We start from the raw sequence: 23,736 nt of genomic DNA, 5'->3' as shown, positions 1-23,736 counted from the left end.
TTTTATTCAGAGAGCCGTTTTGTGACCGTTAAACGACCCGTTTCCGGAAGCCTTGCCTGGGCTTTCTTTTCGATCATTGTCTTATCCGTGCTGACCAGCACCGTCGCGCTGCTGACGCTTGCCAGCAGCCAGCGTGACGCCGAAGCTATCAATATCGCGGGTTCGCTGCGCATGCAGAGCTATCGTCTGGGCTATGAGATGCAGCGCAACAGCCCTTCCCTTGCCGCGCATCGCGACAGCTGGCAACAGACGCTGAGCGCGCCTGCCCTGCAGAAGCTGAACCGCTGGTACGTCCCGGACAATGTTAAAGCGCGCTACCAGCAGCTGCACGTGGCCTGGCTGGAGATGGATGCGCACATCGCCCGCGGCGACAGCGCGTGGTATCAAACCCACATTGAGGATTTTGTTGGCAGCATTGATGCCTTTGTGCTCGCCCTTCAGCACTACACCGAACATAAAATTCAGACGGTGACCCTGCTCTCGCTGGCGGGCGCTCTCGGGATCCTGCTCCTGACGCTGTTTACCCTGCGACGCATCCGTCGCCAGGTGGTGCTGCCGCTGAACAATCTGGTGGCGGCCAGCGAACGGGTTGAGCGCGGGGAATTTGCGACCCCGGCGCCGGATACCGCCCTGCCGAACGAGCTGGGCCAACTCTCCCGCGCCTTCAACCACATGTCCGCCGAGCTCGCTACGCTTTACCGTTCGCTTGAGGCCTCGGTCGCGGAAAAGACGCGGCATTTGCATGAAGCCCACCAGCAGCTCGACATGCTGTTCAAGTGCTCTCAGGCGCTGAATACCGGCCAGATAGACAGCCACTGCTTCCGGCATATCCTGCAGATTGTCCATGACTATACGCAGATGACTTATCTGGAACTGCGCACCAGCGACGACTGGCGGCTGTGTGAAGGGACGGAATCTGAGGGCACTCCTCTGCAAAACCTGCCGGTACTGATGCAGGACACCCTTTACGGCGAGCTGCGCTGGCAAAGCGAGACGGACAGCGTCCCCCTTCCGCTGATGAGAAGCGTGGCGACCATGCTCGGGCGCGGGCTGTACTTTAACCAGGCGCAAAAGCACTACCAGCAGCTGCTGCTGATGGAAGAGCGCGCCACCATCGCCCGCGAGCTGCACGATTCGCTGGCGCAGGTGCTGTCCTATCTGCGCATTCAGCTGGCGCTGCTCAAACGCGCCGTGCCCCAGGAGAATACTCCGGCGCAGACCATCATCTCCGACTTCTCCCGCGAGCTGAACAACGCCTGGCAGCAGCTTCGCGAGCTGCTCACCACCTTCCGCCTGACGCTGAACCACGCGAACTTGCCCGCTGCGCTTCAGGAGTCCCTCGACGTCCTGCAGAGCCAGACGCAGGCGAAGCTGCATCTTGACTGCCGCCTCTCCTCGCTGGCGCTGGACGCGCAAAAGCAGGTGCATCTGCTGCAGATCGTGCGTGAGGCCGTGCTGAACGCCATTAAGCACGCGCAGGCCAGCGAGATCACCGTAAGCTGCGTGACCGCGGTGGACGGTACGCACAGCGTCAGCATTCGTGACAACGGCATCGGGATCGGCGAAGCCAGCGAGCCGCCGGGACATTACGGCCTGAACATTATGCGCGAACGCGCGCAACGGCTCGGCGGAATGCTGCACTTCTCGCAGCCGCAAAACGGCGGCACGCTGGTCAGCGTGACGTTCCCGGTACCCGCGCCGTTAACGGGTAAATAACGGTAAAGAGGGAAGCGCAGGGAAAAGCGCATGATAATTTACATTATCTCCTTTATTTCTCCACGTTTGACCTGGCCCTTACCGCTAAAGTTATGCGGGCAATAAACAATAATGACGTGCAGCAAAACGAGGTCACACTTTCATGGCGAATTTTTTCATCGATCGCCCCATTTTTGCCTGGGTGCTTGCCATCCTGTTGTGTCTGACAGGTGTCCTGGCGATTACTTCACTTCCTGTTGAGCAATACCCCGATCTGGCACCGCCTAACGTGCGCGTCACCGCAAACTATCCCGGCGCTTCCGCACAAACGCTGGAAAACACCGTGACGCAGGTTATCGAGCAGAACATGACGGGTCTGGATAACCTGATGTACATGTCCTCGCAAAGTAGCGCCACGGGCCAGGCGACGGTGACCCTGAGCTTTAAGGCGGGTACCGACCCGGACGAAGCGGTGCAGCAGGTACAAAACCAGCTGCAGTCGGCCATGCGCAAGCTGCCCCAGGCGGTGCAGAATCAGGGCGTGACCGTGCGTAAAACCGGTGATACCAACATTTTGACCATCGCGTTTGTCTCGACAGATGGCTCGATGGATAAGCAGGACATTGCAGACTACGTGGCGAGTAATATTCAGGATCCACTCAGCCGTATTAACGGCGTGGGGGATATTGACGCCTACGGTTCACAGTATTCCATGCGCATCTGGCTGGACCCTAACAAGCTGAACAGCGTGCAGATGACGGCCAAAGACGTCACCGACGCTATCGAATCGCAGAACGCCCAGATTGCCGTGGGCCAGCTTGGCGGTACGCCGTCCGTTGATAATCAGGCCCTGAACGCCACCATCAACTCACAGTCCCTGCTCCAGACGCCCGAGCAGTTCAGAAATATTACCCTGAGGGTAAATCAGGACGGGTCGGAAGTGCGCCTGGGCGACGTCGCCACGGTGGAAATGGGCGCGGAGAAATACGACTACCTGAGCCGCTTCAACGGTAATCAGGCCTCCGGCCTGGGGATTAAGCTTGCCTCCGGCGCGAACGAAATGGCCACGGCGAAACTGGTGCTGGACCGTCTGGACGAGCTTTCACAGTATTTCCCCCACGGGCTGGAGTACAAAGTCGCCTATGAAACCACCTCCTTCGTTAAAGCGTCGATTGAGGACGTGGTGAAAACCCTGCTGGAAGCCATCGCGCTGGTGTTCCTGGTGATGTACCTGTTCCTGCAAAACTTCCGCGCGACGCTGATCCCCACCATTGCCGTTCCGGTGGTGCTACTCGGCACCTTCGCCGTGCTGTATGCCTTTGGTTACAGTATCAATACCTTGACCATGTTCGCGATGGTGCTGGCCATCGGCCTGCTGGTGGATGATGCCATCGTGGTGGTGGAAAACGTCGAGCGCATCATGAGCGAAGAAGGACTATCGCCGCGCGAGGCCACGCGAAAATCGATGGGGCAAATTCAGGGCGCGCTGGTCGGCATCGCGATGGTGCTCTCGGCGGTGTTTATTCCGATGGCCTTCTTTGGCGGCACCACCGGCGCGATTTACCGTCAGTTTTCGATTACCATCGTCTCTGCGATGGTGCTCTCGGTGCTGGTGGCGATGATCCTGACGCCGGCGCTGTGCGCCACTCTTCTTAAACCTTTACACAAGGGCGAGCATCACGGTCAGAAAGGCTTTTTTGGCTGGTTCAACCGCATGTTCAACCGCAACGCCGCGCGCTACGAGGCGGGCGTGGGCAAGATCCTGCACCGCAGCGTGCGCTGGATGGTGGTCTACGTTCTGCTGCTGGGCGGCATGGTGTTCCTGTTCCTGCGTCTGCCGACCTCCTTCCTGCCGCTGGAGGATCGCGGCATGTTTATCACCTCCGTTCAGCTGCCGAGCGGCTCAACGCAGCAGCAGACGCTGAAGGTGGTGCAAAAGGTTGAGGACTATTTCCATACCAAAGAGAAAGATAACGTTGTGTCGGTCTTCTCCACCGTCGGCTCGGGTCCGGGCGGGAACGGGCAGAACGTGGCGCGCATGTTCGTGCGCCTGAAGGACTGGGACCAGCGTGACAGCGAGACAGGCTCCTCGTTTGCCATTATCGAGCGCGCGACTAAAGCCTTCAGCCACATTAAAGAGGCGCGGGTGTTTGCCAGCAGCCCTCCGGCCATCAGCGGCCTCGGCAGTTCGGCAGGGTTTGATATGGAGCTGCAGGATCACGCGGGCGCGGGCCACGACGCGCTCATGGCCGCCCGAGACAAGCTGCTCGATCTGGCAGGTAAAGATCCCCAGCTGACCCGCGTTCGCCACAACGGCCTGGACGACAGCCCGCAGCTGCAGGTGGATATCGATCAGCGTAAGGCGCAGGCGCTTGGCGTCTCCATCGATGATATTAACGACACGCTGCAAACCGCGTGGGGCTCCAGCTATGTGAACGACTTTATGGATCGCGGCCGCGTGAAGAAAGTGTACGTTCAGTCCGCCGCCAAATACCGCATGCTACCGGACGATATCAACCGCTGGTACGTACGTAACAACGCGGGCGGCATGGTGCCGTTCTCCGCCTTTGCCACCTCGCGCTGGGAAAGCGGATCGCCGCGCCTGGAACGCTATAACGGCTATTCCGCGCTAGAAATTGTGGGTGAAGCCGCGCCGGGGGTCAGTACCGGTACGGCAATGGATATCATGGAAAAACTGGTGCAGGAGCTACCGACCGGTTTTGGCCTGGAGTGGACGGCGATGTCTTACCAGGAACGCCTCTCCGGCGCGCAGGCGCCTGCCCTGTACGCGCTGTCGTTGCTGGTGGTGTTCCTGTGTCTCGCCGCACTGTATGAAAGCTGGTCGGTCCCGTTCTCCGTCATGCTGGTCGTGCCGCTTGGGGTTATCGGCGCCCTGCTGGCGACCTGGATGCGCGGCCTCGAGAACGATGTTTACTTCCAGGTGGGTTTGCTTACCGTGATTGGCCTGTCGGCGAAAAACGCCATTCTGATCGTTGAGTTTGCCAACGAGATGAATGCCAAAGGCCACGAGCTGATGGCCGCCACGCTGCACGCCTGCCGTCAGCGCTTACGTCCCATCCTGATGACGTCGCTGGCGTTTGTCTTTGGCGTACTGCCGATGGCAACCAGCACGGGTGCAGGCTCAAGCAGCCAGCATGCCGTCGGAACGGGGGTGATGGGCGGCATGATTTCGGCCACCATTCTGGCCATTTACTTCGTACCGTTGTTCTTTGTGCTGGTGCGTCGTCGCTTCCCGTTAAAGGAACGCGCTGAGTAAGTGGTTGAAATAAAAAAAGGCGGCTTTATCGGCCGCCTTTTTATTGTGTGATTAATTCACACTATGGTTATTTTACTTATTTTAGTGCTCTTGCAATTCTTACTGAATGTCATTTACGAAGCATGCCTTCGATAAAATCTTTCCAGTTCCCCAGTTCACGTTCAATCATAACAACCTCTCTTATTATTATGCGCATTCTACAAAAACGGACCATCATTGTGAAGACTATTTAATCAATTGCTGTGATTGTACCCCACGTCCTGCGGGGATTTATGATAAATATGAACGGAGAGGACTCAATTTTTTGTGACGGCTAGCAATATTTTGAAATAACCCTACGGACGGGTGAGTTTTATTTTACCCGCTGAGTTTATTCAAAATTTAAACCGTATGGACATCTATGCTTAAATGATGAAAGAATATTCAGCGTACAGATGTGAGTTGAATTAAGAAGAAGTGTAAATCCAGACGATTCCTGAATGTGTTATATTCCACTTAAGGATATATCTTCGAATTTACTGAACATTTAATCATCATTAGGTCAAAAGGATTCACCATGGTTGTGATGTACGGCATTAAAAATTGCGACACCATCAAAAAAGCGCGCCGCTGGCTGGAAGCAAACGGCGTGGAGTACCGCTTCCACGATTACCGTGCAGACGGGCTTGATGCAGAATTTCTGCATAGCGCGATCGGCGAACTGGGGTGGGAAGCCCTGCTGAATACCCGCGGCACCACCTGGCGTAAACTCGACGAATCTCTGCGCGCCAGTATCAACAACGCCGACAGCGCGGCAAAACTGATGCTCGAGATGCCGGCAATTATCAAACGCCCATTGCTCTGCGCGCCAGGGCAGCCTATGCTGCTGGGTTTCAGTGAAACCCTTTATTCCGACTTTTTTCGTTGAGGTGTAGTTTATGTCATGCCCGGTCATTGAGCTGACTCAGCAGCTTATTCGCCGTCCTTCCCTTAGCCCGGACGACGCAGGTTGTCAGGCACTTATGATTGAGCGCCTGCGTGCCATCGGTTTCACCGTTGAACGCATGGATTTTGGCGATACCCAGAACTTCTGGGCGTGGCGCGGCCAGGGTGAAACGCTGGCCTTTGCCGGGCATACTGACGTCGTTCCCGCCGGTGACGCGGATCGCTGGATTAACCCGCCGTTTGAACCGACCATCCGCGATGGCATGCTGTTTGGTCGCGGCGCGGCAGACATGAAAGGCTCTCTGGCGGCGATGGTCGTGGCGGCAGAGCGCTTTGTGGCTCAGCATCCAAACCACAAAAACCGTCTGGCGTTTTTAATCACCTCCGACGAAGAAGCCAGCGCCCATAACGGTACCGTGAAGGTCGTTGAAGCGCTGATGGCGCGTAACGAGCGTCTCGACTACTGTCTGGTCGGTGAGCCGTCCAGTACCGAAGTGGTGGGTGATGTCGTCAAAAACGGGCGCCGTGGCTCGCTGACCTGTAACCTGACCATTCACGGCGTTCAGGGGCACGTTGCTTACCCGCATCTGGCCGATAACCCGGTCCATCGCGCTGCGCCAATGCTGAGCGAGCTGGTGGGCATCGAGTGGGATAAAGGCAACGAATTTTTCCCGCCGACCAGCATGCAGATTGCGAACGTCAAGGCCGGGACCGGCAGCAACAACGTGATCCCGGGTGATTACTTCGTCCAGTTTAACTTCCGCTTCAGCACCGAACTGACCGATGAGATGATCAAGGCGCGCGTCGTCGCCCTTCTGGAAAAATATCACCTGCGCTATACCGTGGAGTGGTGGCTTTCCGGTCAGCCGTTCCTGACACAGCGCGGTAAACTGGTGGATGCGGTGGTGAACGCCATCGAGCACTATAATGAAATTAAGCCACAGCTGCTGACAACGGGTGGCACCTCAGACGGACGCTTTATCGCCCGTATGGGCGCCCAGGTTGTCGAACTGGGTCCAGTGAACGCAACCATTCATAAAATCAATGAGTGTGTCAATGCGGCAGATTTGCAACTGCTGGCCCGTATGTATCAACGTATTATGGAGCAACTCGTCGCCTGACGAACGCTCTGAGAGGAATAGCGAATGGATTGGCTTTCAAAGTACTGGTGGATTCTGGTGTTAGTTTTTCTGGTTGGCGTATTGCTGAACGTGATTAAAGATCTTAAGCGCGTTGACCATAAAAAGTTTCTCGCCAACAAACCGGATCTTCCCCCGCACCGTGATTTTAACGACAAGTGGGACGATGACGACTGGCCGAATAAAGACCAGAAGAAGTAATCGTTACGTCCCCTCACCCTAACCCTCTCCCCATAGGGGAGAGGGAACAAAACCCCCCTCGCCCCTTTGGGGAGAGGGGCTGGGGGTGAGGGGGAAAAACCTCACATAAACTCTACAATATCATCGTTATCCGGCTTACCGCCGCTGAGCGCTTCGTCAAAGTAGTGCTTCGGTACGGTATAGCGCAAACGATCGAGCGCGAACTGCATACTACGGTCGTCAATCGCGTGGCCCAGATCGTCAACGATATCCAGCGTCACATCCCCACCTTCGCGAATCAGCGCTTCCTGGGCGGCAACCGCATGCGAGAGCTCAATCACGCGGTCTTCACCACCGTGGATCAGGTGGATCGTGGTCTGCGTGGTCGCGCTGGTCGGTAACGTCGCAAAACGGCCGTTAAACGCGATGACGCGTGACGCCAGACCCGGCTGCGCTTTTACGCTTTCCAGCGACATGATTGACCCCTGCGAGAAGCCAATCAATGCGGTCGCGTCGGCACCCACGCCGCTCTGCTGCTGCCAGTAGCGGACGATATCGATAAAGGTGGGCATGATGGCGTCGATGCGAGCCTGACGATTCTCTTCCGTCACGCCCTGAACAGAGAACCACTGGCGTCCGTTCGGACCACATGGCTCTACGCCACCGATGCTGACAATCAATGCCTCCGGAAAAACGGGCGCAAACCAGCTGCCAATCTGACCCATATTGACGGCATTATCGCCAACGCCATGAAACAGAAGCAGTAACTGTTTAGCCGGTTTGTCAGGGCTTTGAACAACAAAATGGTCGTGTTTCATGGTGGTCTCCTTAATAGATGACCTGGATTCTACGCCTCGCGACGTGAATGACCATGCCACTTTACTGAAGAAGTCATTGAAAAAATTGCCATTGCAAAATATCTTCTTTCAGCTGCTGGCAGCGCGGATAGTCAAGACTTTCAATCGCTTGCGCGGTCTCACTCCGCAACGTTGCCAGCAACGCTTTTCGCCCGACGTCTTCCGTTTTTCCTGCCATTTTCCCTCGCAGGGCCGGAAGCGGCATGTCCACGGTTAACAACAGCCGCGTCAGTGCGGCAACCGAGGTTGAAAACGCCCGATGCGCGAAAGCAAACCCCGCCAGCTCCAGCCAGTCGTCATTATTAAGGGTAGCTTCCCAGCCATCCTCCACGGGGATCTTTTCACCGTTCCAGGCCGATAACACCCGCGCATCGCGCTTCAGACGCTGCTGCGCCTGCTCACACAGCTGACGCCCTGCCTGACTCTGCGGCAGCAAGGCCATCGCGGTGTAGCAGCCGCTGCTGGCTTCACGATGGCTGCCCATCCGCACCAGCACAAACCCGCACTGCTGCCAGAAACGCCAAAGCTCATCGGTATAGCCAAAGCTCACCGACAGATAATCTTCGCCGCTGGCGCTGCGTACAAGCGCCTGGCCAATCCCTTCCCGCTGGCGGTGAGGATGTACGGCAATGCGGGTCACCCGTCGTCCTCTGAGCGTCGCCGCCAGCGGAGAGCCGCCGTGCGCCGCCAGAGACTGCGCCACCAGGTTACCGCGCGGACGCCGGTATCCTGCCCACACGGCGCGGCTAAGCTCAGGGGACAGTCCGCCCTCCTCCACCAGCCAGAGCGCCCCGGCGATATCCGGGTCCGTTTCGGCAACGGCAAACCGCTGCCCGGGCGCGTCCATCATGCGGCGTAAATCGAGCGGCGAGGTGCGATAGTGCGCCGCACAGAGAAGCTCGTATACGCTCGCGGCAAGCGCCGGGCGGCTTTCCCATGCCGTCGGCGTCAGGGACGTTAGACGCACCTCTCCCTCCGGGCGGCGGTCGATCAACGTATCGTCAAACAGCAGCGCGCTGGCGACAATCCGCTCAAGCGGGCAGCCCGCCGCCCAGCGCACCGGTGTAGATAAGCTATAGCGCTGCAACCCGGCAAACCGACCGCAGAATTTAAGCAAGAATCCCCGGCCCGTCCCTTCATATCCCTGCACCGTGGTGGTCAACAGCACGCGAGGGAAACGGACAGCTAACTTTTCCAGCAGCGGACCGGGGATCGCAGCGGCTTCATCGACAATCAGCCAGTCAGCCCGGTGTGAAGAGGCAAGCAGCGCGTCCGGGGCCATAAAATGAAAACGCTCTCCGGCAAAGCGGGCGATGATATCCGTCGCCCCCTTCGACGGCGCGGTGACCACGGCGCTGCCCGCAATGCGGTTCAGCAGCATGCCCGCCAGGGCTGATTTTCCGCGCCCGCGCGCGGCGGTGACGGCCACGATGCCCTCCGCCATCCCCTGCAGCACATCCAGGATCTCAGCCTGCTCGCGCTGCGGTGCACCGCTGGCAGGCTGCCAGTCAGGCGCGTCGGGTAAAGGCGGAAGGGATAACGCGCGGCCCTGATGCCAGACAATCGCATCGGGATCGGCGGCAATCGTCCGGCAGAAATGGTGTACAAAATGCGGAGTGGCTATCGCTTCGGCGCTGTCGCTCCAGCGCAGTGAATCGCTGTCTGGCAACCCGGCCCACGCGTCGAGCGGCGGAACCCGCAGCACCAGAAGGCTTCCGGCGCTCAGCGTTCCGCTCAGGGCGGCAAACGCGGCGACATCAAACCCGGCGCTGGCGTCAAAAACGGCATGCCGGAACTCGCGTCCCAGCAGGCCGCTGATGGCTTTTGAAGGATGTTCGTCAAGCCTTACCCAGTCTCCGGGCAAGGCGTCACGCAGGGCGACCGCCTGGCTTAACGTCCACTGCGCCTCGCCGCTGAGCACCACCAGCCGACGATGGCCGGTGCGCTCAAGCTCGCCTGTCAGCTGTTCAAACTCCAGCATTACATCGCTTTGCCGAAGGTATTACACTGCGCCGGATCGCCGCTGTCGAAGCCGCGTTTAAACCAGCTATAGCGCTGCTGTGAGGTACCGTGAGTGAAGCTGTCCGGCACGACGCGCCCCTGGCTCTGCTGCTGAAGACGGTCGTCACCGATAGCCTGAGCGGCATTTAACGCCTCCTCAAGATCGCCGGATTCCAGCACGCCCTGCTGCTGCATGCTGTGGCCCCAGACGCCCGCAAAGCAGTCTGCCTGCAGCTCCATTTTAACGGAAAGGCGGTTCACTTCCGCCTGAGACGCATTTTGCTGAAGCTGGCGCACTTTTGGCTCAATCCCCAGCAGCTTTTGCACGTGATGGCCGACTTCATGCGCGATCACGTAGCCCTGGGCAAAATCACCGTCAGCGCCAAGCTTGCGTTTCATGTCATCGTAAAAAGAGAGATCGATATAGACGGTGCCGTCTGCCGGACAGTAGAACGGCCCCATAACAGATTGCCCGGTACCGCATCCGGTGCGGGTTGCCCCCCGGTACATCACCAGCTTCGGCTGCTGGTAGGTACGCCCCATCTTCTCGAACAGCTGACTCCAGGTGTCTTCTGTTGTGGCGAGAATAACGGAGGTAAATTTGGCCGCTTCATCTTCATTCGGGCTGATGGAGCGCTGAGAATGCTCCTGCTGTTGCAGCGGCTGACCGGTCATCAACCCGGTAAGGTCAACGCCGTAGTAACCCGCGACTAAAACCACAATCAGCAGGATGATGCCGCCCTTGCCGCTGGGTAACCGGAAGCCTGGCCCACCCATTGAAGGACCGCCGCCACCATCACTGCGTCTGTCTTCTACATTGTCACTTTCACGACGCCCTTGCCAGCGCATAACCACCTCGAACTATTCCATTTATAATAGCTATGATCGTAGGCGGTTAACGGCAAGATTACCATAGGAAACAAAGGTAAGACGCCAAAGGATGCAAACATCCTTTGGCAAGTGAGGGAGTTAGTCGAGCTTAACGCCTAAACGGTGAGCAACCGCTTCGTACGCTTCAATCAGGCCACCCAGGCTCTGACGGAAACGGTCTTTGTCCATTTTATCCAGGGTTTCTTTATCCCACAGGCGGCTACCGTCCGGTGAGAACTCATCGCCCAGCACCACTTCGCCTTTGAACAGACCAAACTCCAGCTTGAAGTCAACGAGGATCAGGCCCGCGTCATCAAACAGCTTTTTCAGCACGTCGTTGGCTTTGTAGGTCAGCTCCTGCATACGCGCCAGGTTCTCTTTGCTCACCCAGCCGAAGGTTTCGCAGTAGGATTCGTTGACCATCGGGTCGTGCATGGCATCGTTTTTCAGGAACAGGTCGAACAGCGGTGGATTCAGTTCGATACCTTCTTCAATGCCGAGACGCTTCACCAGGGAGCCCGCCGCACGGTTACGAATAACGCACTCAACCGGAACCATATCCAGTTTTTTCACCAGACATTCCGTATCGGACAGCAACGCTTCAATCTGGGTCGGGATACCCGCTTCGGCCAGTTTGGTCATAATGAAGTGGTTGAACTTGTTGTTCACCATGCCTTTACGATCGAACTGCTCAATGCGTGCGCCATCCCCTGCTGACGTATCATTGCGGAACTCGAGCACCAACAGATCCGGGTTTTCCGTGCTGTATACGGTCTTCGCTTTGCCACGATACAACTCAGCTTGCTTCTGCATCTTCATTACTCCTGGTGTGATGATTTGTGTTCAAAACTGGGGATATTATGCCACGCACACGTTTGCGTGGCACTAAAATAAAAAGGGCTGGATTCACCAGCCCTCGTATTTATTTGCTGAATGCTGCCTGGAAGACAGCGACCAGCGCATCGTTCTGCGACTGGGTCAGCGTGTGACCTTTAGGATCGATAAACTGCAGACTGCTGCGGTTATCAAGGTCGCCTACCTGAATCTTGTAGTCACCGGAGGCAAGCTGAGGATCTTTCGCGCCCAGTTCCTGCCATGCGCTGTCGGAGAGCGGCTTATACGTTGCCGTCATGCTGCCGGTTGAACGCGTGCTGTCGGTCACTTTCATGCCCACTTTTTCCAGCGTCGCTGGCAGACGCTGCCAGGTCTGGTTAAACGGTGCACGCACCACCAGCATTGGCAGGCCGGTATCATCCGCGCCGCTTTGCACATCAAAGGACGCGCCGCTGCGGCTCTGCGCGGCGTTGGCGGCATCGGTAGCGGTTTTATCCAGACCTGCGGCAATCACGTTCAGCATTTCGGTGCTGTAACGCTGCAGGGACGAGGCATCCGCAACCGGTTTACCCGCCTGCTCCAGGTTCAACAGCTTAACGTTAACCGCCTGCTGATAACCCTGTGGTTTTACGGAGACTTGATAGCGACCGCGATACTGCTGATCTTCATCCAGACGGTTCCATTCGATCCAGTCGGTGGTTAACGTCTGGCTGGCGTCATCGCGTTTATCGATGGTGTAATTCTTCGACTGAATAACGCTGACAACCTGCGGCCACAGGGTGCTACCGCGCGCGCTCTCAACCATCAGAGACGCCGTATCACCGGTAAACTGGGTACGCGCCCCGTTAACCAGCGCCAGAGGCTGTGCTGGCGGACGAATATCAAGCGCTTTACCGACCAGGCCGCTGCCGTTGGTCACGGGAATATTATAATCGCCGTTCTGAATCGGCAGGATCATACCAGCCGGTGCGTGAAGTTCAGCAAGCGGGGTCGCATCCAGATAGGATTCATCACCGCTCACCTGGCGCTTGTAGCGCGAATCTGAACTACAGGCAGCGAGCAGCATAACAAGCGAAACACTCGCAACCTTCGCCAGGCGCGACTTCTGTACTGAATAAGCCATCAAATCTCCCTAAACTCTACAGCAAACCGGCATGCTTCAGCGCCGCCCTGACGATGTCACGACCGTGGTCGGTAATCGGTGTCATTGGCAGACGCAGCGTGTCGGATGCTACAAGTCCCAACTCCTTACATGCCCATTTCACTGGGATCGGATTGGGTTCGACAAATAATTTATTGTGCAGCGGCATCAGACGCTGATTAATGACACGCGCTTCATCAAAGTGACCGGCTGCGGCCAGTTTGCACATTTCTGCCATATCGCGCGCCGCAACGTTTGTCGTTACGGAGATCACGCCATGGCCACCGAGCTGCATAAAGTCCAGCGCGGTCGCATCATCACCGCTCAACAGGATAAAGTCGTCTGAAACCAGCTCTTTGATCTGATGAACGCGGCTTAAGTTCCCTGTCGCCTCTTTAATACCGATAATATTTTTTACTTCCGAGAGACGACCAACGGTTTCCGGCAACATATCGCAACCGGTACGGGACGGCACATTATACAGAATTTGTGGCAAGTCAGTATGTTCAGCGATGGCTTTGAAGTGCTGGAACAAACCTTCCTGAGTAGGACGGTTGTAATAAGGGGTCACCGTCAGACAGCCAACGATGCCGCTGTCGTTAAAACGTTTGGTCAGGCTGATAGCTTCTGCGGTTGCATTCGCCCCTGTCCCCGCGATGACCGGAATACGTCCGTCAGCCAGTTCCAGGGTCAGCATCACCACATCGCCGTGCTCGTCGTGGCTCAGCGTTGCGGATTCACCGGTAGTCCCTACCGAAACGATCGCCGAGGTTCCGTTGGCGACATGGTAATCAATGAGCTTCTTCATGCTTGACCGGCAGACATTACCTTTTTCATCCATCGGTGTAACAAGCGCGACAATACTTCCCGTGAACATGAGCCATCCTCTGTGCGAACAAGAGCCTCAATGTTACGTTTGGAACTGTAATAAAAGCAAGCGACCTGAGGCGCTCAGGCGGTTGTATGCATGTTTTTTTTATGCTTTCCTTAGGAAGACTTAACCATGCAAAGGAAGAACAGGTTTGACAACCTCATCACAACATTACCTGGTTATCACTGCGCTGGGTGCCGACAGGCCGGGTATCGTGAACACCATCACCCGCCACGTAAGCAGCTGCGGCTGTAATATTGAAGACAGCCGTCTGGCCATGCTTGGCGAAGAGTTCACATTTATTATGTTGCTTTCCGGGACATGGAACGCCATTACGTTGATTGAATCGACCCTGCCGCTGAAGGGGGCCGAACTGGATTTGCTGATTGTCATGAAGCGCACCACCGCGCGTCCGCGTCCGGCACTGCCTTCTACCGTCTGGGTGCAGGTTGAAGTCCCTGATTCTCCGCATCTGATTGAGCGTTTCACGGCGCTGTTTGACAGTCATCAGATGAATATTGCCGAACTGGTTTCCCGTACGCAGACAAGCGATGACCAGGGTCTTCCGGTGCTGTTTATCCAAATTACGGCGCACAGCCCTGCCTCACAGGATGCGTCAAATATCGAGCAAGCGTTCAAAGCCCTCTGTACAGAATTAAACGCGCAGGGCAGTATAAGCGTCGTCAATTATTCGCAGCACGAACAGGATGGAGTTGAGTAATGAATCCACTGAAAGCCGGTGACATCGCACCGAAATTTAGCTTACCGGATCAAGACGGCGAGCAAGTAAATTTGACCGACTTCCAGGGACAGCGTGTTCTGGTCTATTTCTACCCGAAAGCCATGACCCCCGGCTGCACCGTACAGGCCTGCGGCTTACGCGACAACATGGACGAGTTGAAAAAAGTCGGCGTGGAAGTGCTGGGTATCAGCACGGATAAACCAGAAAAGCTGTCACGATTTGCTGAAAAAGAGCTGCTGAACTTCACGCTGCTTTCTGATGAAGACCATCAGGTGTGCGAGCAGTTCGGCGTCTGGGGCGAGAAGACGTTTATGGGTAAAACCTACGACGGCATTCACCGCATCAGCTTCCTGATTGACGCTGACGGTAAAGTTGAACATGTGTTTGACGACTTCAAAACCAGCAACCACCACGACGTGGTGTTGAACTGGCTGAAACAAAGTGCCTGAAAGTGAGTGTCGGGTGGCGGCTTCGCCTTACCCGACCTACAAGATAAATGCAAAACGGCAACCTGGTTGCCGTTTTTAGTGTTTTCCCCCTCTCCCTGTGGGAGAGGGCCGGGGTGAGGGCACCAGCCCGCACAAAACCTATTTCTCTTCCACCGCCGGCACATCCGGCCACGCGTGGACCACGGCTTTAATCAGCGTCGCTAGCGGAATCGCAAAGAACACGCCCCAGAATCCCCACAGCCCGCCGAAAATCACCACGGACAAGATAATCACCAGCGGATGCAGGTTCACCGCTTCGGAGAACAGCACCGGTACCAGCAGGTTACCGTCCAGCCCCTGAATAATCAGGTACACCGCGAAGCAGCTCCAGAACTCTGTCCCCAGCCCAAACTGGAACAGCGCGACCCCAACCACCGGAATGGTCACCACAAACGCGCCGATGTACGGAATCAGGACCGACAACCCCACCAGCACCGCCAGCAGCAGCGAGTAGTTCAGGCCGAAAATCAGGAAGCCAATCCAGGTGGCGACCCCCACGACAATCATCTCCAGCACCTTGCCGCGAATGTAGTTGGTGATCTGCTGGTTCATCTCTTCCCAGACCTGCCCTGCCAGCCCGCGGTTGCGCGGCAGAATACGGCGCACGGCGTTGAGCATCTGGTCCTTATCTTTCACCAGGAAGAAGACCATGAGCGGCACGAGGACAAGGTAAACCGCCAGCGTCAGCAGCCCGACCAGCGAGGCCAGAGAGTATTTCACCACCGAATCGCCCATCGTCATGATGCGGGCGCGCATGTTTTCGGCCATCGCGTCGATAATCCCGGCGTCCATCAGGGCCGGGTAACGGCGCGGCAGCGTGGCGGCAAAATCAGAAAGCTTGTTCAGCATGCCGGGCATATCGCGGATAAGGTAGATCCCCTGCTGCCAGGCCACCGGCATCACCACAAAGGCCATTAAAAGCAGGATGCCGACAAACAGCACCAGGACGATGCTGGTCGCCCAGCGACGGGAACAGCCGATGTGCTCCAGGCGCGCCGTTGGCCACTCCAGCAGGTACGCCAGCACGATCGCCACAAGCAGGGGCGCGAGCAGGCCGCTAAAGAAGAACAGAATGCCGAACCCGGCAACCAGAATAACCAACAAAGCAATGGCTTCCGGGTCGCTGAACCGACGCCGGTACCACTGCATTAACATTTCGAGCATACAACCCTTCCCTGAATCGAATGGCGGGAGTGAGACGGTGAATTGTATCTAACTGTCACAAAAAAGACTTTCGCTTTTTGTATCCCGATCGCAATCCGCAAAAGCCTGATGAATGGGATTTTCTTCATGCTGTAACACGGCTACACTCGCAGAGCAGCAGAGATGAACGTTATGCCGGTTCATCGGTCAAATTAGCACATCCAACATACAGGACAGTGGTTATGTTCAGGCAGTTGAGAAAAACACTGGTTGCAACACTGATTGCCGCGGTGACGGTCGGTCAGGTGTTGCCCGCTTTTGCTGACTCGTCCGATTCATTGCCGGACATGGGCACCACAGCAGGAAGCACGCTCTCTATTGGGCAAGAGATGCAAATGGGGGATTACTATGTTCGCCAGCTGCGCGGCAGCGCCCCGCTGATTAACGACCCTTTGCTGGTACAGTACATTAACGGGCTGGGGATGCGCCTGGTTTCGCACGCCGACTCGGTAAAAACGCCCTTCCATTTCTATTTAATCAATAATGACGAAATCAACGCCTTCGCCTTCTTTGGCGGTAACGTGGTGCTGCATTCGGCGTTATTCCGTTACTCTGACAACGAAAGCCAGCTGGCCTCGGTGATGGCGCACGAAATTTCGCACGTCACCCAGCGCCACCTGGCGCGTGCCATGGAAGATCAGAAACGTAACGCCCCCCTCACCTGGGTGGGCGCGCTGGGCTCTATTCTGCTGGCGATGGCCAGCCCGCAGGCCGGGATGGCAGCCCTGACCGGTACGCTGGCGGGAACGCGCCAGGGGATGATCAGCTTTACCCAGCAAAACGAACAGGAAGCGGACCGCATCGGGATTCAGGTGCTGCAGCGTTCGGGCTTTGACCCGCAGGCCATGCCGAGCTTCCTGGAAAAACTGCTCGATCAGGCGCGTTACTCTTCCCGTCCGCCGGAAATCCTGCTGACGCACCCATTACCTGAAAGCCGTCTGTCGGACGCGCGTAACCGTGCCAACCAGATGCGTCCGGTCGTGGTCCAGTCTTCACAGGATTTCTACATGGCGAAGGTGAGAACCCTGGGGATGTACAATTCCGGGCGTAACCAGCTCACCAGCGACCTGCTGGATACCCTGGCGAAGGGCAACGTGCGTGAGAAAAATGCCGCGCAGTATGGTCAGGCGCTCCAGGCGATGGAAGCCAGCAAATACGACGAGGCGCGTAAAGCGCTGCAGCCGCTTCTGTCGGCCGACCCGAACAACCCGTGGTACCTCGATCTGTCGACGGATATCGATCTGGGGCAGAAGAAAACGGCCGATGCGATTAACCGTCTGAAAGGGGCGAAAGACGTCCGTACCAACCCGGTGCTGCAGCTTAACCTGGCGAACGCTTACTTACAGGGCGGTCAGCCTGGCGAAGCGGCGACCATTCTGAACCGCTACACCTTTAATAATAAAGACGATCAAAACGGCTGGGATCTGCTCGCTCAGGCGGAAGCCCAGCTTGGCAACCGCGATCAGGAGCTGGCGGCGCGTGCCGAAGGTTTTGCCCTGGTGGGCCGTCTCGATCAGGCGATTTCCACGCTCAGCAGCGCCAGCTCGCAGGTCAAACTCGGCAGCCTCCAGCAGGCCCGTTACGACGCGCGTATCGATCAGCTGCGCGCCCTGCAGCAGCGCTTTAAGCCTTACGAGAAGATGTAATAAAGGAGAATTCACGTCATGACCGACGCCGTAAAAATCTATCACAACCCTCGCTGCTCCAAGAGCCGCGATACCCTGAGCCTGCTAAAGTCTAACGGCGTTGAGCCGGAGGTGGTGCTGTACCTTGACACCCCACCCGATGCGCAAACCCTCCGCCAGCTGCTGCACATGCTGGGAATGGGCAGTGCAAGAGAGCTGATGCGCCAGAAAGAAGATCTGTATAAGTCGCTTAGCCTGGATGACAGCAGCCTCACCGAGGCTGAGCTGATCCAGGCGATGGTTGAAAATCCAAAGCTGATTGAGCGCCCGATTGTGGTGGCGAACGGCCAGGCGCGCATTGGACGTCCGCCGGAAGACGTGCTCGAGATCCTCTAGTCCTTATGCCGCAGCGCTTCCAGAAAGGCCTGCGGCGTACTCTCTCCCAGCTTTTTCTGCGTTTTTCCCCGATTGTAAAATTCGCACAGCTGGATCAACAGCTCGCCTGCCGGTTCACTGTTCAGGCGTGGGATGATTTCACATAGCGGCAGATCAACCTGAACGGCGCGGTACTGCTGCGGATGCACCGTTACGGTGGCATTGCGCTCCTTTAGCTTAACCTCGAAACCAAAAGTCTCAACAGATTGAATATCAGCCGGACAGGCTTCCAGCGCGTCGTTCGCCCAGTGTGCCAGCAGCTGCGGAGAAATGCCCGCGTACAGCCGGGCGTAGCACCAGCCGCTCACGGGTTCACGCGCCCAGAGCAGGTGCTGTTCCCCGCCATCGTCCATATGCAGAGACAGAGGCTGATGATGTAACAGGAGTTTTTGCGGCACGATGCCTGCCTTCAGCGCCTTTCTCCCCTGCAACGTCGCGCCCTTCTGCTTTACCGAAGCCGGTTTGAGGTAGCGGTTCAGGGTCGCGCGGGATACGGCGATCCCGAGTCCGTTGTTAACCATCTGCAGCAGCTCGTCCAGCGGGGCACCCGTGATATCCCGCAGGGCATTGACCAGCGCAACCTGCTCGTGTCTCAATGCTTTGTGTATCACTTTTGGCGTGGTGTGGTTATCCGAAACCTGATCGCGGTTGCGCCAGCGCCTGACGGTAGTGACCGAAATACCCAGCTCGGCGGCTAGCTCCCTGTCGCTTTTATCGGACTGCTGAAGATAGCGACGGATGCGCGGCGTCGTGGTGGCATTAGCATGAAGTTTAATTTCCATCGCAGGATCCTCAGAACCAATCTTGTGAGATTTATACTACACCAGCGATTGCTTTGTGACCGATTTCACCTTTCGCTCGCCACGCTTCACTGATAATCCCCAGACATAACACAAACAACACCCCTCAATCTTGTACGGAGTTCACAATGAACAATGTTCTGGGATTTCTCGAAGCAAAACTGATGCCGCTGGCGGCCAAAACGGCCCAGCAGCGTCATCTCGGGGCCATTCGCGGCGCCTACGTCTCCTTCATGCCGTTTATCATCGTCGGCTCTATTCTGCTGGTGATCTCGTCGTTCCCGAATCAAGCCTATCAGCAGTTTATGTCTCAGGCCTTTGGTGAGAGCTGGAGCGCCATTATCGAAATCCCGTTCAACGCGGTGTTCTCCACCATGTCGCTGTTCATCAGCTTCCTGGTCGCCTTCCGCCTGGCGGAACACTACGGTGAGGATCGCATCTCCTGCGGCATCCTGGCGCTGGTCGCCTTTCTCATCCTGACGCCCTTTATCAAAGTGGCGGAAAACGGCGGTATCACTGTCATTCCGGTGGAGTGGATTGGCAGCAAAGGGCTGTTCGTGGCGATGATTGGTTCCCTGCTGTGGACGGAGCTGTTCTGCTGGCTGAAGCGCAAAAAACTGGTGATCAAAATGCCGGACGGCGTGCCTCCGGCGGTGCAAGAGTCGTTCGCCGCGCTGATCCCGGCCCTGCTGGTGATGATTCTGGTGCTGGGTATCCGCATCGTGTTTGAAAACACCCACTACAACACCATCCACCAGTTTATTTACGAAGTGGTTGCCACGCCGGTGCGCCACTATGGCACCTCATACTTTGGCGCGCTGATGACGGTGTTCAGCATCACCATTCTGTGGTCCGTGGGCATTAACTCCGGCTCGATGATCAACGGCATCATTCGACCGCTGTGGATGGAGAACCAGACCGACAACATCGCGGCGATTCAGGCAGGCACGACGCCGCCGCACATTATCACCGAACAGTTTTTTGACATGATCTGGATGGGCGGCGCGGGGGCCACGCTGTCGCTGGTGATTGCGATGCTGATTTTCGCCCGCAGCAAAAACATGCGTGAAGTGGCGCGCCTCGGCGCCGGGGCGTCGGTGTTTAATATCAACGAACCGATCCTGTTTGGCCTGCCGGTGATCATGAACCCGATCATGCTTATCCCGTTCAACCTGGTGCCGCTGGTGCTGGTCACGGTGCAGTATGCAGCGATGAAGATTGGCGCGGTTGCCGTCACCACCGGGGTGTTTATTCCCTGGACGCTGCCGCCGGTCATCAGCGGTTTTATCGTCACCGGGCACCTGAGCGGCAGCGTGATGCAGCTTATTAACCTGCTGATTGGCGCCATGCTGTACCTGCCTTTCATGCGTATCGTGGACAAACAGTACCGCGCGGCGGAAATGGCCACCGTTACGCAAACCGACACCACCCTTGCAAAACAGGAGTAAAGCATGTGGGGAATTATCGCGACCTGGAGAATGGCGCTTGAAGGCGTTACGGAGTCTGCGTCCGCGCTGGCTGCGGGGAAACCGGTCTCCGCTGCGGTGGTGGATGCCGTCGCCGCCGTCGAAGACTTTCCGTTTTATAAATCCGTCGGCTACGGCGGGCTGCCCACCGAAAATGGCGAGGTGGAGCTGGACGCCGCCTACATGGACGGCGACACGCTGGCGTTTGGTGCCGTGGGCAACCTGGTGGATATCGCCAACCCGGTGCGCGTGGCGCATGCGTTAAGCCGCCAGCGCTACAATAGCCTGCTGGTCGGCCAGGGCGCGCGGGAATGGGCGCTGAGCCAGGGCTTTGCCGACAAAACCATGCTCACTGACCGCGCCATGCAGCACTACCGCAAACGCTGCCGCGAAACGCTGGATAAGGGCTTAAGCCCTTACGACGGGCATGACACCGTCGGCATTATCGGCCTCGATAAGCAGGGCTCGATGAGCGTCGCCACCTCCACCAGCGGCCTGTTCATGAAAAAGCGCGGTCGACTCGGCGATTCGCCCATTATCGGCTCCGGCTTTTACTGTGACAGCGAAACCGGCGCCGCCACCGCCACGGGCGTCGGTGAAGATCTGATGAAAGGCTGCACCAGCTACGAAATCGTCCGCCGGATGGCGCAGGGTATGACGCCGCAGCAGGCGGCGGATTCGGTGGTGTTCGAACTGGAGGACAAGCTGATGTCGCGCTTTGGCCGCGTGGGCGATCTCTCCGTGGTGTGCATGAACAACAGGGGCGAATTCGGTGCCGCCACCAACATCAAAACCTTTTCGTTCGTGGTGGCGACGGCTCGCCAGCCCCTCACCGTTTTTCGTACCGAACGCCTGCGGGAGAAAACGCATTATCACGCGGTAGACGATGCGTGGATGCAGGCCTATGCCGCGCGGATCCGCGCGCCGATTGAGGAGTCATGATGATTACGTATCAGTTTATTACAACGCTTTCTGACGCGGCTCCGCAAAGCCATTTGATTGCCTCCACCTCCTGTACGCATTTGCCCGAAACGGCGCTGGTCGCGGAAATGCGCGAGTCTGCCAGCATCGCTGACGCCCGCTTTGGCTGCGCGCCTTATGCCCGGATCACCCTGCTGCCCGATGGGCTCTGGCAGGATAGCCTGACCGAAGGATTACTGACGGCGCTGCGCCCGCTGCTTGCCTCGCCCGTCAGCCCCGAGCTGATACTGGACGTGACTGATATCGACGAGGTGGTTCTGGCGCAGGTGCTGCGTTTTCTCTTTAATCAGGCGCACAGGCTAAGCGATTTGCAGTTGAAGAAAACCCGTGACAGCGTCCGTCTTGAGCGCATCACCGCGCTCTGTTTACCCGAACAGCAGGACCGACTGGGGGTTATTTTCCGCCAGCAGCAGGCCATCGCCCAAGGCATGGTCGCGGCGCGACGCCTGGCGGATATCCCGTCCGACCGCTGCACGCCGCAGTTTGTAGTCGAAGAGGCGCAAAAACTGTGTGCCGCCTTCCCCGCTCTGCGCTGCGAAGTGCTGAATGAAAAGGCTATTGCTGAGCAGGGTCTGGGGCTACTGCACGCCGTCGGCAAAGGGGCAACCTGTCCGCCGCGCCTGCTGGCGATTCATTATGACGGTGCCAGCGACGGCCCGGTGCGCTGCTATGTGGGTAAAGGCATAACCTTCGATACCGGCGGCCTGTGGCTGAAGGAAGGCGCGGGCATGTACACCATGAAATACGACATGTGCGGCGCGGCTAACGTGCTGGGCCTGATGCTGACCGTCGCAGAACTGGGGCTTCCCGTTCGCATCATGGGCGTGCTGGCGCTGGCGGAAAACGCCATCGGTCCGGAAGCCATGCAGCCCGGCACGGTAGCAACGGCCTGCAACGGGACCACCGTTGAAATCAACAACACCGATGCCGAAGGCCGACTGGTGCTGGCGGACGCCATCGCCTGGGCCAGCCAGCGCCATCCGCAGGCGCGCTATATTATTGATATGGCGACCTTAACCGGTGCGGTCGTGAAGGCGCTGGGGTATGAGCTGAGCGGATTAATGGCGCAGGATGAACCGCTGCGCGCGGCGCTAACGCTGGCCGGTAAGCAGAGCGGCGATGAAGTGTGGTCCCTGCCGCTGGATGCGCGGCTGAAAAAGCAGACCGACAGCGCGATTGCCGATCTGTGCAACACGCCGACCAACAATGCGGCGATCAGCGCCTCGGCGGCGTGGCTGCTGAATCACTTCTGCCCGCCAACTATTCCGTGGGCCCATCTGGACATTAGCGGTACGGCGCTGTGGCGTGAAAACGGACGGAGCGTGGCGTCGGGAAGACCGATTCCGCTTTTGGTTGAGCATCTAATGGGGGATCTTTAGCCGGGTGGCGGCTGCGCCTTACCCGGCCTACAAAGTGCAACGGGTTTTGTAGGCCCGGTAAGCGCAGCGCCACCGGGCGAACAAACTCAAAGCTTGAGAATATCTTTCACAAACGGAATGGTCAGCTTGCGCTGGGCGGTAATCGAGGCGCGATCGAGCTGATCGAGCGTGTCAAACAGCGTGCGCATTTCGCGATCCAGTCGTTTAAGCAGGAAGCGCCCCACGTCCTCCGGCAGCTCAAACCCGCGCTGCTTTGCGCGCAGCTGTAACGCCTGAAGCTTATCTTCATCCGACAGGGGCTGAAGCTTGTAGATTTGTCCCCAGTCCAGACGAGACGCCAGGTCCGGCAGCCCCAGATTGAGCTGTCTCGGCGGACGATCGCCGGTGATCAGCAGCCGGGTTTTACCCGATTCCAGAATGCGGTTATAGAGGTTAAAGATCGCCATTTCCCACGGCTCATCCCCCGCCACGCATTCGATATTATCGATGCAGACCAGCGAGAGATGTTCCATTCCCTCCAGCACCTCAGGCACGAACCAGGTACGTTTATCCAGCGGCACATAGCCTACCGCATCTCCGCGCGCCGAAAGCTCCGCGCAGGCGGCATGCAGCAGGTGGCTACGCCCTGCGCCTTCGCGTGACCAGATATAGATGTATCCGCTGTGATCCTGGCGCAGCACGTTTTGCAGTGCAGCCAGTAAAGAGGGGTTATCACCCGGCCAGAAACTCGCGAAAGTTTCGTCGTCAGGGAGATAGAGTGGCAGAGAGAGCTGTGCCGGTCCGTTCAGAAATACCTCAACCAGAGATCCTACGTAAAATCGGAATGGA

The 23,736-nt window shown here is 57.4% G+C and carries 22 protein-coding genes; 12 read left to right on the top strand and 10 right to left on the bottom strand.

Going from position 1 to position 23,736, the window contains the following annotated elements; translation table 11 throughout:
* Positions 1 to 21: 21 nt before the first annotated feature.
* The gene (narQ, locus tag NQ230_RS06470) at positions 22 to 1,716 is read left to right on the top strand and encodes a nitrate/nitrite two-component system sensor histidine kinase NarQ (protein WP_257260490.1); all 1,695 of its coding nucleotides are present in this window, start codon (positions 22 to 24) and stop codon (positions 1,714 to 1,716) included.
* A 142-nt stretch (positions 1,717 to 1,858) separates the two neighbouring features.
* Positions 1,859 to 4,972, top strand: coding sequence for a multidrug efflux RND transporter permease AcrD (gene acrD / locus NQ230_RS06465; protein ID WP_257260489.1), 3,114 nt, complete (start codon positions 1,859 to 1,861; stop codon positions 4,970 to 4,972).
* Between the two features lie 109 nt (positions 4,973 to 5,081).
* On the opposite strand, the gene ypfM is transcribed toward acrD, so the two are convergent.
* Positions 5,082 to 5,141, bottom strand: coding sequence for a protein YpfM (ypfM, locus tag NQ230_RS06460; protein WP_015572204.1), 60 nt, complete (start codon positions 5,139 to 5,141; stop codon positions 5,082 to 5,084).
* A 387-nt stretch (positions 5,142 to 5,528) separates the two neighbouring features.
* Between ypfM and NQ230_RS06455 the strand changes: the two genes are divergently transcribed.
* Genes NQ230_RS06455 through NQ230_RS06445 form a run of 3 tightly spaced genes read left to right on the top strand, consistent with a single transcriptional unit; the run spans position 5,529 to position 7,236 of the window.
* Entirely contained in the window at positions 5,529 to 5,879 is a 351-nt protein-coding gene (locus NQ230_RS06455) for an ArsC family reductase (RefSeq protein WP_023332980.1), read from the top strand.
* 10 nt (positions 5,880 to 5,889) lie between these two features.
* The gene (gene dapE / locus NQ230_RS06450; RefSeq protein WP_047060712.1) at positions 5,890 to 7,017 is read left to right on the top strand and encodes a succinyl-diaminopimelate desuccinylase; all 1,128 of its coding nucleotides are present in this window, start codon (positions 5,890 to 5,892) and stop codon (positions 7,015 to 7,017) included.
* A gap of 24 nt (positions 7,018 to 7,041) precedes the next feature.
* Entirely contained in the window at positions 7,042 to 7,236 is a 195-nt protein-coding gene (locus NQ230_RS06445; RefSeq protein ID WP_257260486.1) for a hypothetical protein, read from the top strand.
* A gap of 101 nt (positions 7,237 to 7,337) precedes the next feature.
* Here the strand turns inward: NQ230_RS06445 and ypfH are convergent, their stop codons facing one another.
* The 6 genes from ypfH to dapA all read right to left on the bottom strand — a co-directional run bounded on the left by ypfH (position 7,338) and on the right by dapA (position 13,795).
* On the bottom strand, positions 7,338 to 8,033 hold the full coding sequence (gene ypfH / locus NQ230_RS06440) for an esterase (RefSeq protein ID WP_047652645.1): 696 nt from the start codon (positions 8,031 to 8,033) through the stop codon (positions 7,338 to 7,340).
* Between the two features lie 73 nt (positions 8,034 to 8,106).
* The gene (locus NQ230_RS06435) at positions 8,107 to 10,053 is read right to left on the bottom strand and encodes a tRNA(Met) cytidine acetyltransferase TmcA (protein WP_257260485.1); all 1,947 of its coding nucleotides are present in this window, start codon (positions 10,051 to 10,053) and stop codon (positions 8,107 to 8,109) included.
* The gene (gene ypfJ / locus NQ230_RS06430) at positions 10,053 to 10,922 is read right to left on the bottom strand and encodes a KPN_02809 family neutral zinc metallopeptidase (protein ID WP_029739971.1); all 870 of its coding nucleotides are present in this window, start codon (positions 10,920 to 10,922) and stop codon (positions 10,053 to 10,055) included. The genes NQ230_RS06435 and ypfJ overlap by 1 nt, the downstream gene beginning before the upstream one ends.
* A 120-nt stretch (positions 10,923 to 11,042) precedes the next feature.
* The gene (gene purC, locus NQ230_RS06425) at positions 11,043 to 11,756 is read right to left on the bottom strand and encodes a phosphoribosylaminoimidazolesuccinocarboxamide synthase (protein WP_257260484.1); all 714 of its coding nucleotides are present in this window, start codon (positions 11,754 to 11,756) and stop codon (positions 11,043 to 11,045) included.
* A 109-nt stretch (positions 11,757 to 11,865) separates the two neighbouring features.
* A complete protein-coding gene (bamC, locus tag NQ230_RS06420; RefSeq protein WP_159514662.1) occupies positions 11,866 to 12,900 on the bottom strand; it encodes an outer membrane protein assembly factor BamC in 1,035 nt (344 codons plus the stop codon).
* 16 nt (positions 12,901 to 12,916) lie between these two features.
* Positions 12,917 to 13,795 (bottom strand): 4-hydroxy-tetrahydrodipicolinate synthase, encoded by an 879-nt coding sequence (gene dapA, locus NQ230_RS06415; RefSeq protein WP_121425182.1) that lies wholly within the window; start codon positions 13,793 to 13,795, stop codon positions 12,917 to 12,919.
* Between the two features lie 145 nt (positions 13,796 to 13,940).
* Here dapA and NQ230_RS06410 point away from each other — a divergent pair, with 145 nt between their 5' ends.
* Both NQ230_RS06410 and bcp read left to right on the top strand, forming a co-directional pair.
* The gene (locus tag NQ230_RS06410) at positions 13,941 to 14,510 is read left to right on the top strand and encodes a glycine cleavage system transcriptional repressor (protein ID WP_029739969.1); all 570 of its coding nucleotides are present in this window, start codon (positions 13,941 to 13,943) and stop codon (positions 14,508 to 14,510) included.
* On the top strand, positions 14,510 to 14,980 hold the full coding sequence (bcp, locus tag NQ230_RS06405) for a thioredoxin-dependent thiol peroxidase (RefSeq protein WP_014171119.1): 471 nt from the start codon (positions 14,510 to 14,512) through the stop codon (positions 14,978 to 14,980). The genes NQ230_RS06410 and bcp overlap by 1 nt, the downstream gene beginning before the upstream one ends.
* Positions 14,981 to 15,118: 138 nt before the next feature.
* Here the strand turns inward: bcp and NQ230_RS06400 are convergent, their stop codons facing one another.
* Entirely contained in the window at positions 15,119 to 16,183 is a 1,065-nt protein-coding gene (locus NQ230_RS06400; RefSeq protein ID WP_024907566.1) for an AI-2E family transporter, read from the bottom strand.
* A 221-nt stretch (positions 16,184 to 16,404) separates the two neighbouring features.
* Between NQ230_RS06400 and bepA the strand changes: the two genes are divergently transcribed.
* Together bepA and arsC are read left to right on the top strand one after the other, a co-directional pair.
* Positions 16,405 to 17,868, top strand: coding sequence for a beta-barrel assembly-enhancing protease (gene bepA / locus NQ230_RS06395; protein WP_257260483.1), 1,464 nt, complete (start codon positions 16,405 to 16,407; stop codon positions 17,866 to 17,868).
* A gap of 18 nt (positions 17,869 to 17,886) precedes the next feature.
* Positions 17,887 to 18,243, top strand: coding sequence for an arsenate reductase (glutaredoxin) (arsC, locus tag NQ230_RS06390; protein WP_159514663.1), 357 nt, complete (start codon positions 17,887 to 17,889; stop codon positions 18,241 to 18,243).
* On the opposite strand, the gene NQ230_RS06385 is transcribed toward arsC, so the two are convergent.
* Complete coding sequence (locus tag NQ230_RS06385; RefSeq protein ID WP_257260482.1) at positions 18,240 to 19,064, bottom strand: helix-turn-helix domain-containing protein; 825 nt, start codon at positions 19,062 to 19,064, stop codon at positions 18,240 to 18,242. The two genes, arsC and NQ230_RS06385, sit on opposite strands and share 4 nt — an antisense overlap.
* Before the next feature lie 146 nt (positions 19,065 to 19,210).
* Here NQ230_RS06385 and celB point away from each other — a divergent pair, with 146 nt between their 5' ends.
* The 3 genes from celB to NQ230_RS06370 are packed head-to-tail and all read left to right on the top strand — an operon-like array spanning position 19,211 to position 22,908.
* Positions 19,211 to 20,530, top strand: a complete 1,320-nt coding sequence (gene celB, locus NQ230_RS06380) for a PTS cellobiose transporter subunit IIC (protein WP_024907562.1) — start codon at positions 19,211 to 19,213, stop codon at positions 20,528 to 20,530.
* A 3-nt stretch (positions 20,531 to 20,533) separates the two neighbouring features.
* Entirely contained in the window at positions 20,534 to 21,490 is a 957-nt protein-coding gene (locus NQ230_RS06375) for a glycosylasparaginase (RefSeq protein WP_032643584.1), read from the top strand.
* Positions 21,490 to 22,908 carry a leucyl aminopeptidase family protein gene (locus NQ230_RS06370; protein ID WP_257261320.1) on the top strand — a complete coding sequence of 473 codons (1,419 nt, stop codon included), beginning with the start codon at positions 21,490 to 21,492 and terminating at the stop codon, positions 22,906 to 22,908. Before NQ230_RS06375 ends, NQ230_RS06370 begins: the two co-directional genes overlap by 1 nt.
* A gap of 86 nt (positions 22,909 to 22,994) precedes the next feature.
* Here NQ230_RS06370 and NQ230_RS06365 read toward each other — a convergent pair whose 3' ends face one another.
* On the bottom strand, positions 22,995 to 23,696 hold the full coding sequence (locus NQ230_RS06365; RefSeq protein WP_211438414.1) for a DnaA inactivator Hda: 702 nt from the start codon (positions 23,694 to 23,696) through the stop codon (positions 22,995 to 22,997).
* Between the last annotated feature and the right edge of the window lie 40 nt (positions 23,697 to 23,736).

This window comes from Enterobacter asburiae, assembly GCF_024599655.1.
Taxonomy (GTDB): Bacteria; Pseudomonadota; Gammaproteobacteria; order Enterobacterales; family Enterobacteriaceae; genus Enterobacter; species Enterobacter asburiae_D.
The sequence above is the reverse complement of the archived record's forward strand: the minus strand, read 5'-3'. Positions and strand labels throughout refer to the sequence as shown.

Coding starts and splice junctions, on each gene's coding strand:
- bcp (WP_014171119.1), top strand. CDS start 14,510: ATGAATCCACTGAAAGCCGGTGACATCGCACCGAAATTTAGCTTACCG.
- NQ230_RS06445 (WP_257260486.1), top strand. CDS start 7,042: ATGGATTGGCTTTCAAAGTACTGGTGGATTCTGGTGTTAGTTTTTCTG.
- NQ230_RS06435 (WP_257260485.1), bottom strand. CDS start 10,053: ATGCTGGAGTTTGAACAGCTGACAGGCGAGCTTGAGCGCACCGGCCAT.
- NQ230_RS06370 (WP_257261320.1), top strand. CDS start 21,490: ATGATTACGTATCAGTTTATTACAACGCTTTCTGACGCGGCTCCGCAA.
- NQ230_RS06375 (WP_032643584.1), top strand. CDS start 20,534: ATGTGGGGAATTATCGCGACCTGGAGAATGGCGCTTGAAGGCGTTACG.
- NQ230_RS06400 (WP_024907566.1), bottom strand. CDS start 16,183: ATGCTCGAAATGTTAATGCAGTGGTACCGGCGTCGGTTCAGCGACCCG.
- bamC (WP_159514662.1), bottom strand. CDS start 12,900: ATGGCTTATTCAGTACAGAAGTCGCGCCTGGCGAAGGTTGCGAGTGTT.
- acrD (WP_257260489.1), top strand. CDS start 1,859: ATGGCGAATTTTTTCATCGATCGCCCCATTTTTGCCTGGGTGCTTGCC.
- celB (WP_024907562.1), top strand. CDS start 19,211: ATGAACAATGTTCTGGGATTTCTCGAAGCAAAACTGATGCCGCTGGCG.
- NQ230_RS06385 (WP_257260482.1), bottom strand. CDS start 19,064: ATGGAAATTAAACTTCATGCTAATGCCACCACGACGCCGCGCATCCGT.
- dapE (WP_047060712.1), top strand. CDS start 5,890: ATGTCATGCCCGGTCATTGAGCTGACTCAGCAGCTTATTCGCCGTCCT.
- arsC (WP_159514663.1), top strand. CDS start 17,887: ATGACCGACGCCGTAAAAATCTATCACAACCCTCGCTGCTCCAAGAGC.
- purC (WP_257260484.1), bottom strand. CDS start 11,756: ATGCAGAAGCAAGCTGAGTTGTATCGTGGCAAAGCGAAGACCGTATAC.
- bepA (WP_257260483.1), top strand. CDS start 16,405: ATGTTCAGGCAGTTGAGAAAAACACTGGTTGCAACACTGATTGCCGCG.
- ypfH (WP_047652645.1), bottom strand. CDS start 8,033: ATGAAACACGACCATTTTGTTGTTCAAAGCCCTGACAAACCGGCTAAA.
- dapA (WP_121425182.1), bottom strand. CDS start 13,795: ATGTTCACGGGAAGTATTGTCGCGCTTGTTACACCGATGGATGAAAAA.
- NQ230_RS06455 (WP_023332980.1), top strand. CDS start 5,529: ATGGTTGTGATGTACGGCATTAAAAATTGCGACACCATCAAAAAAGCG.
- ypfJ (WP_029739971.1), bottom strand. CDS start 10,922: ATGCGCTGGCAAGGGCGTCGTGAAAGTGACAATGTAGAAGACAGACGC.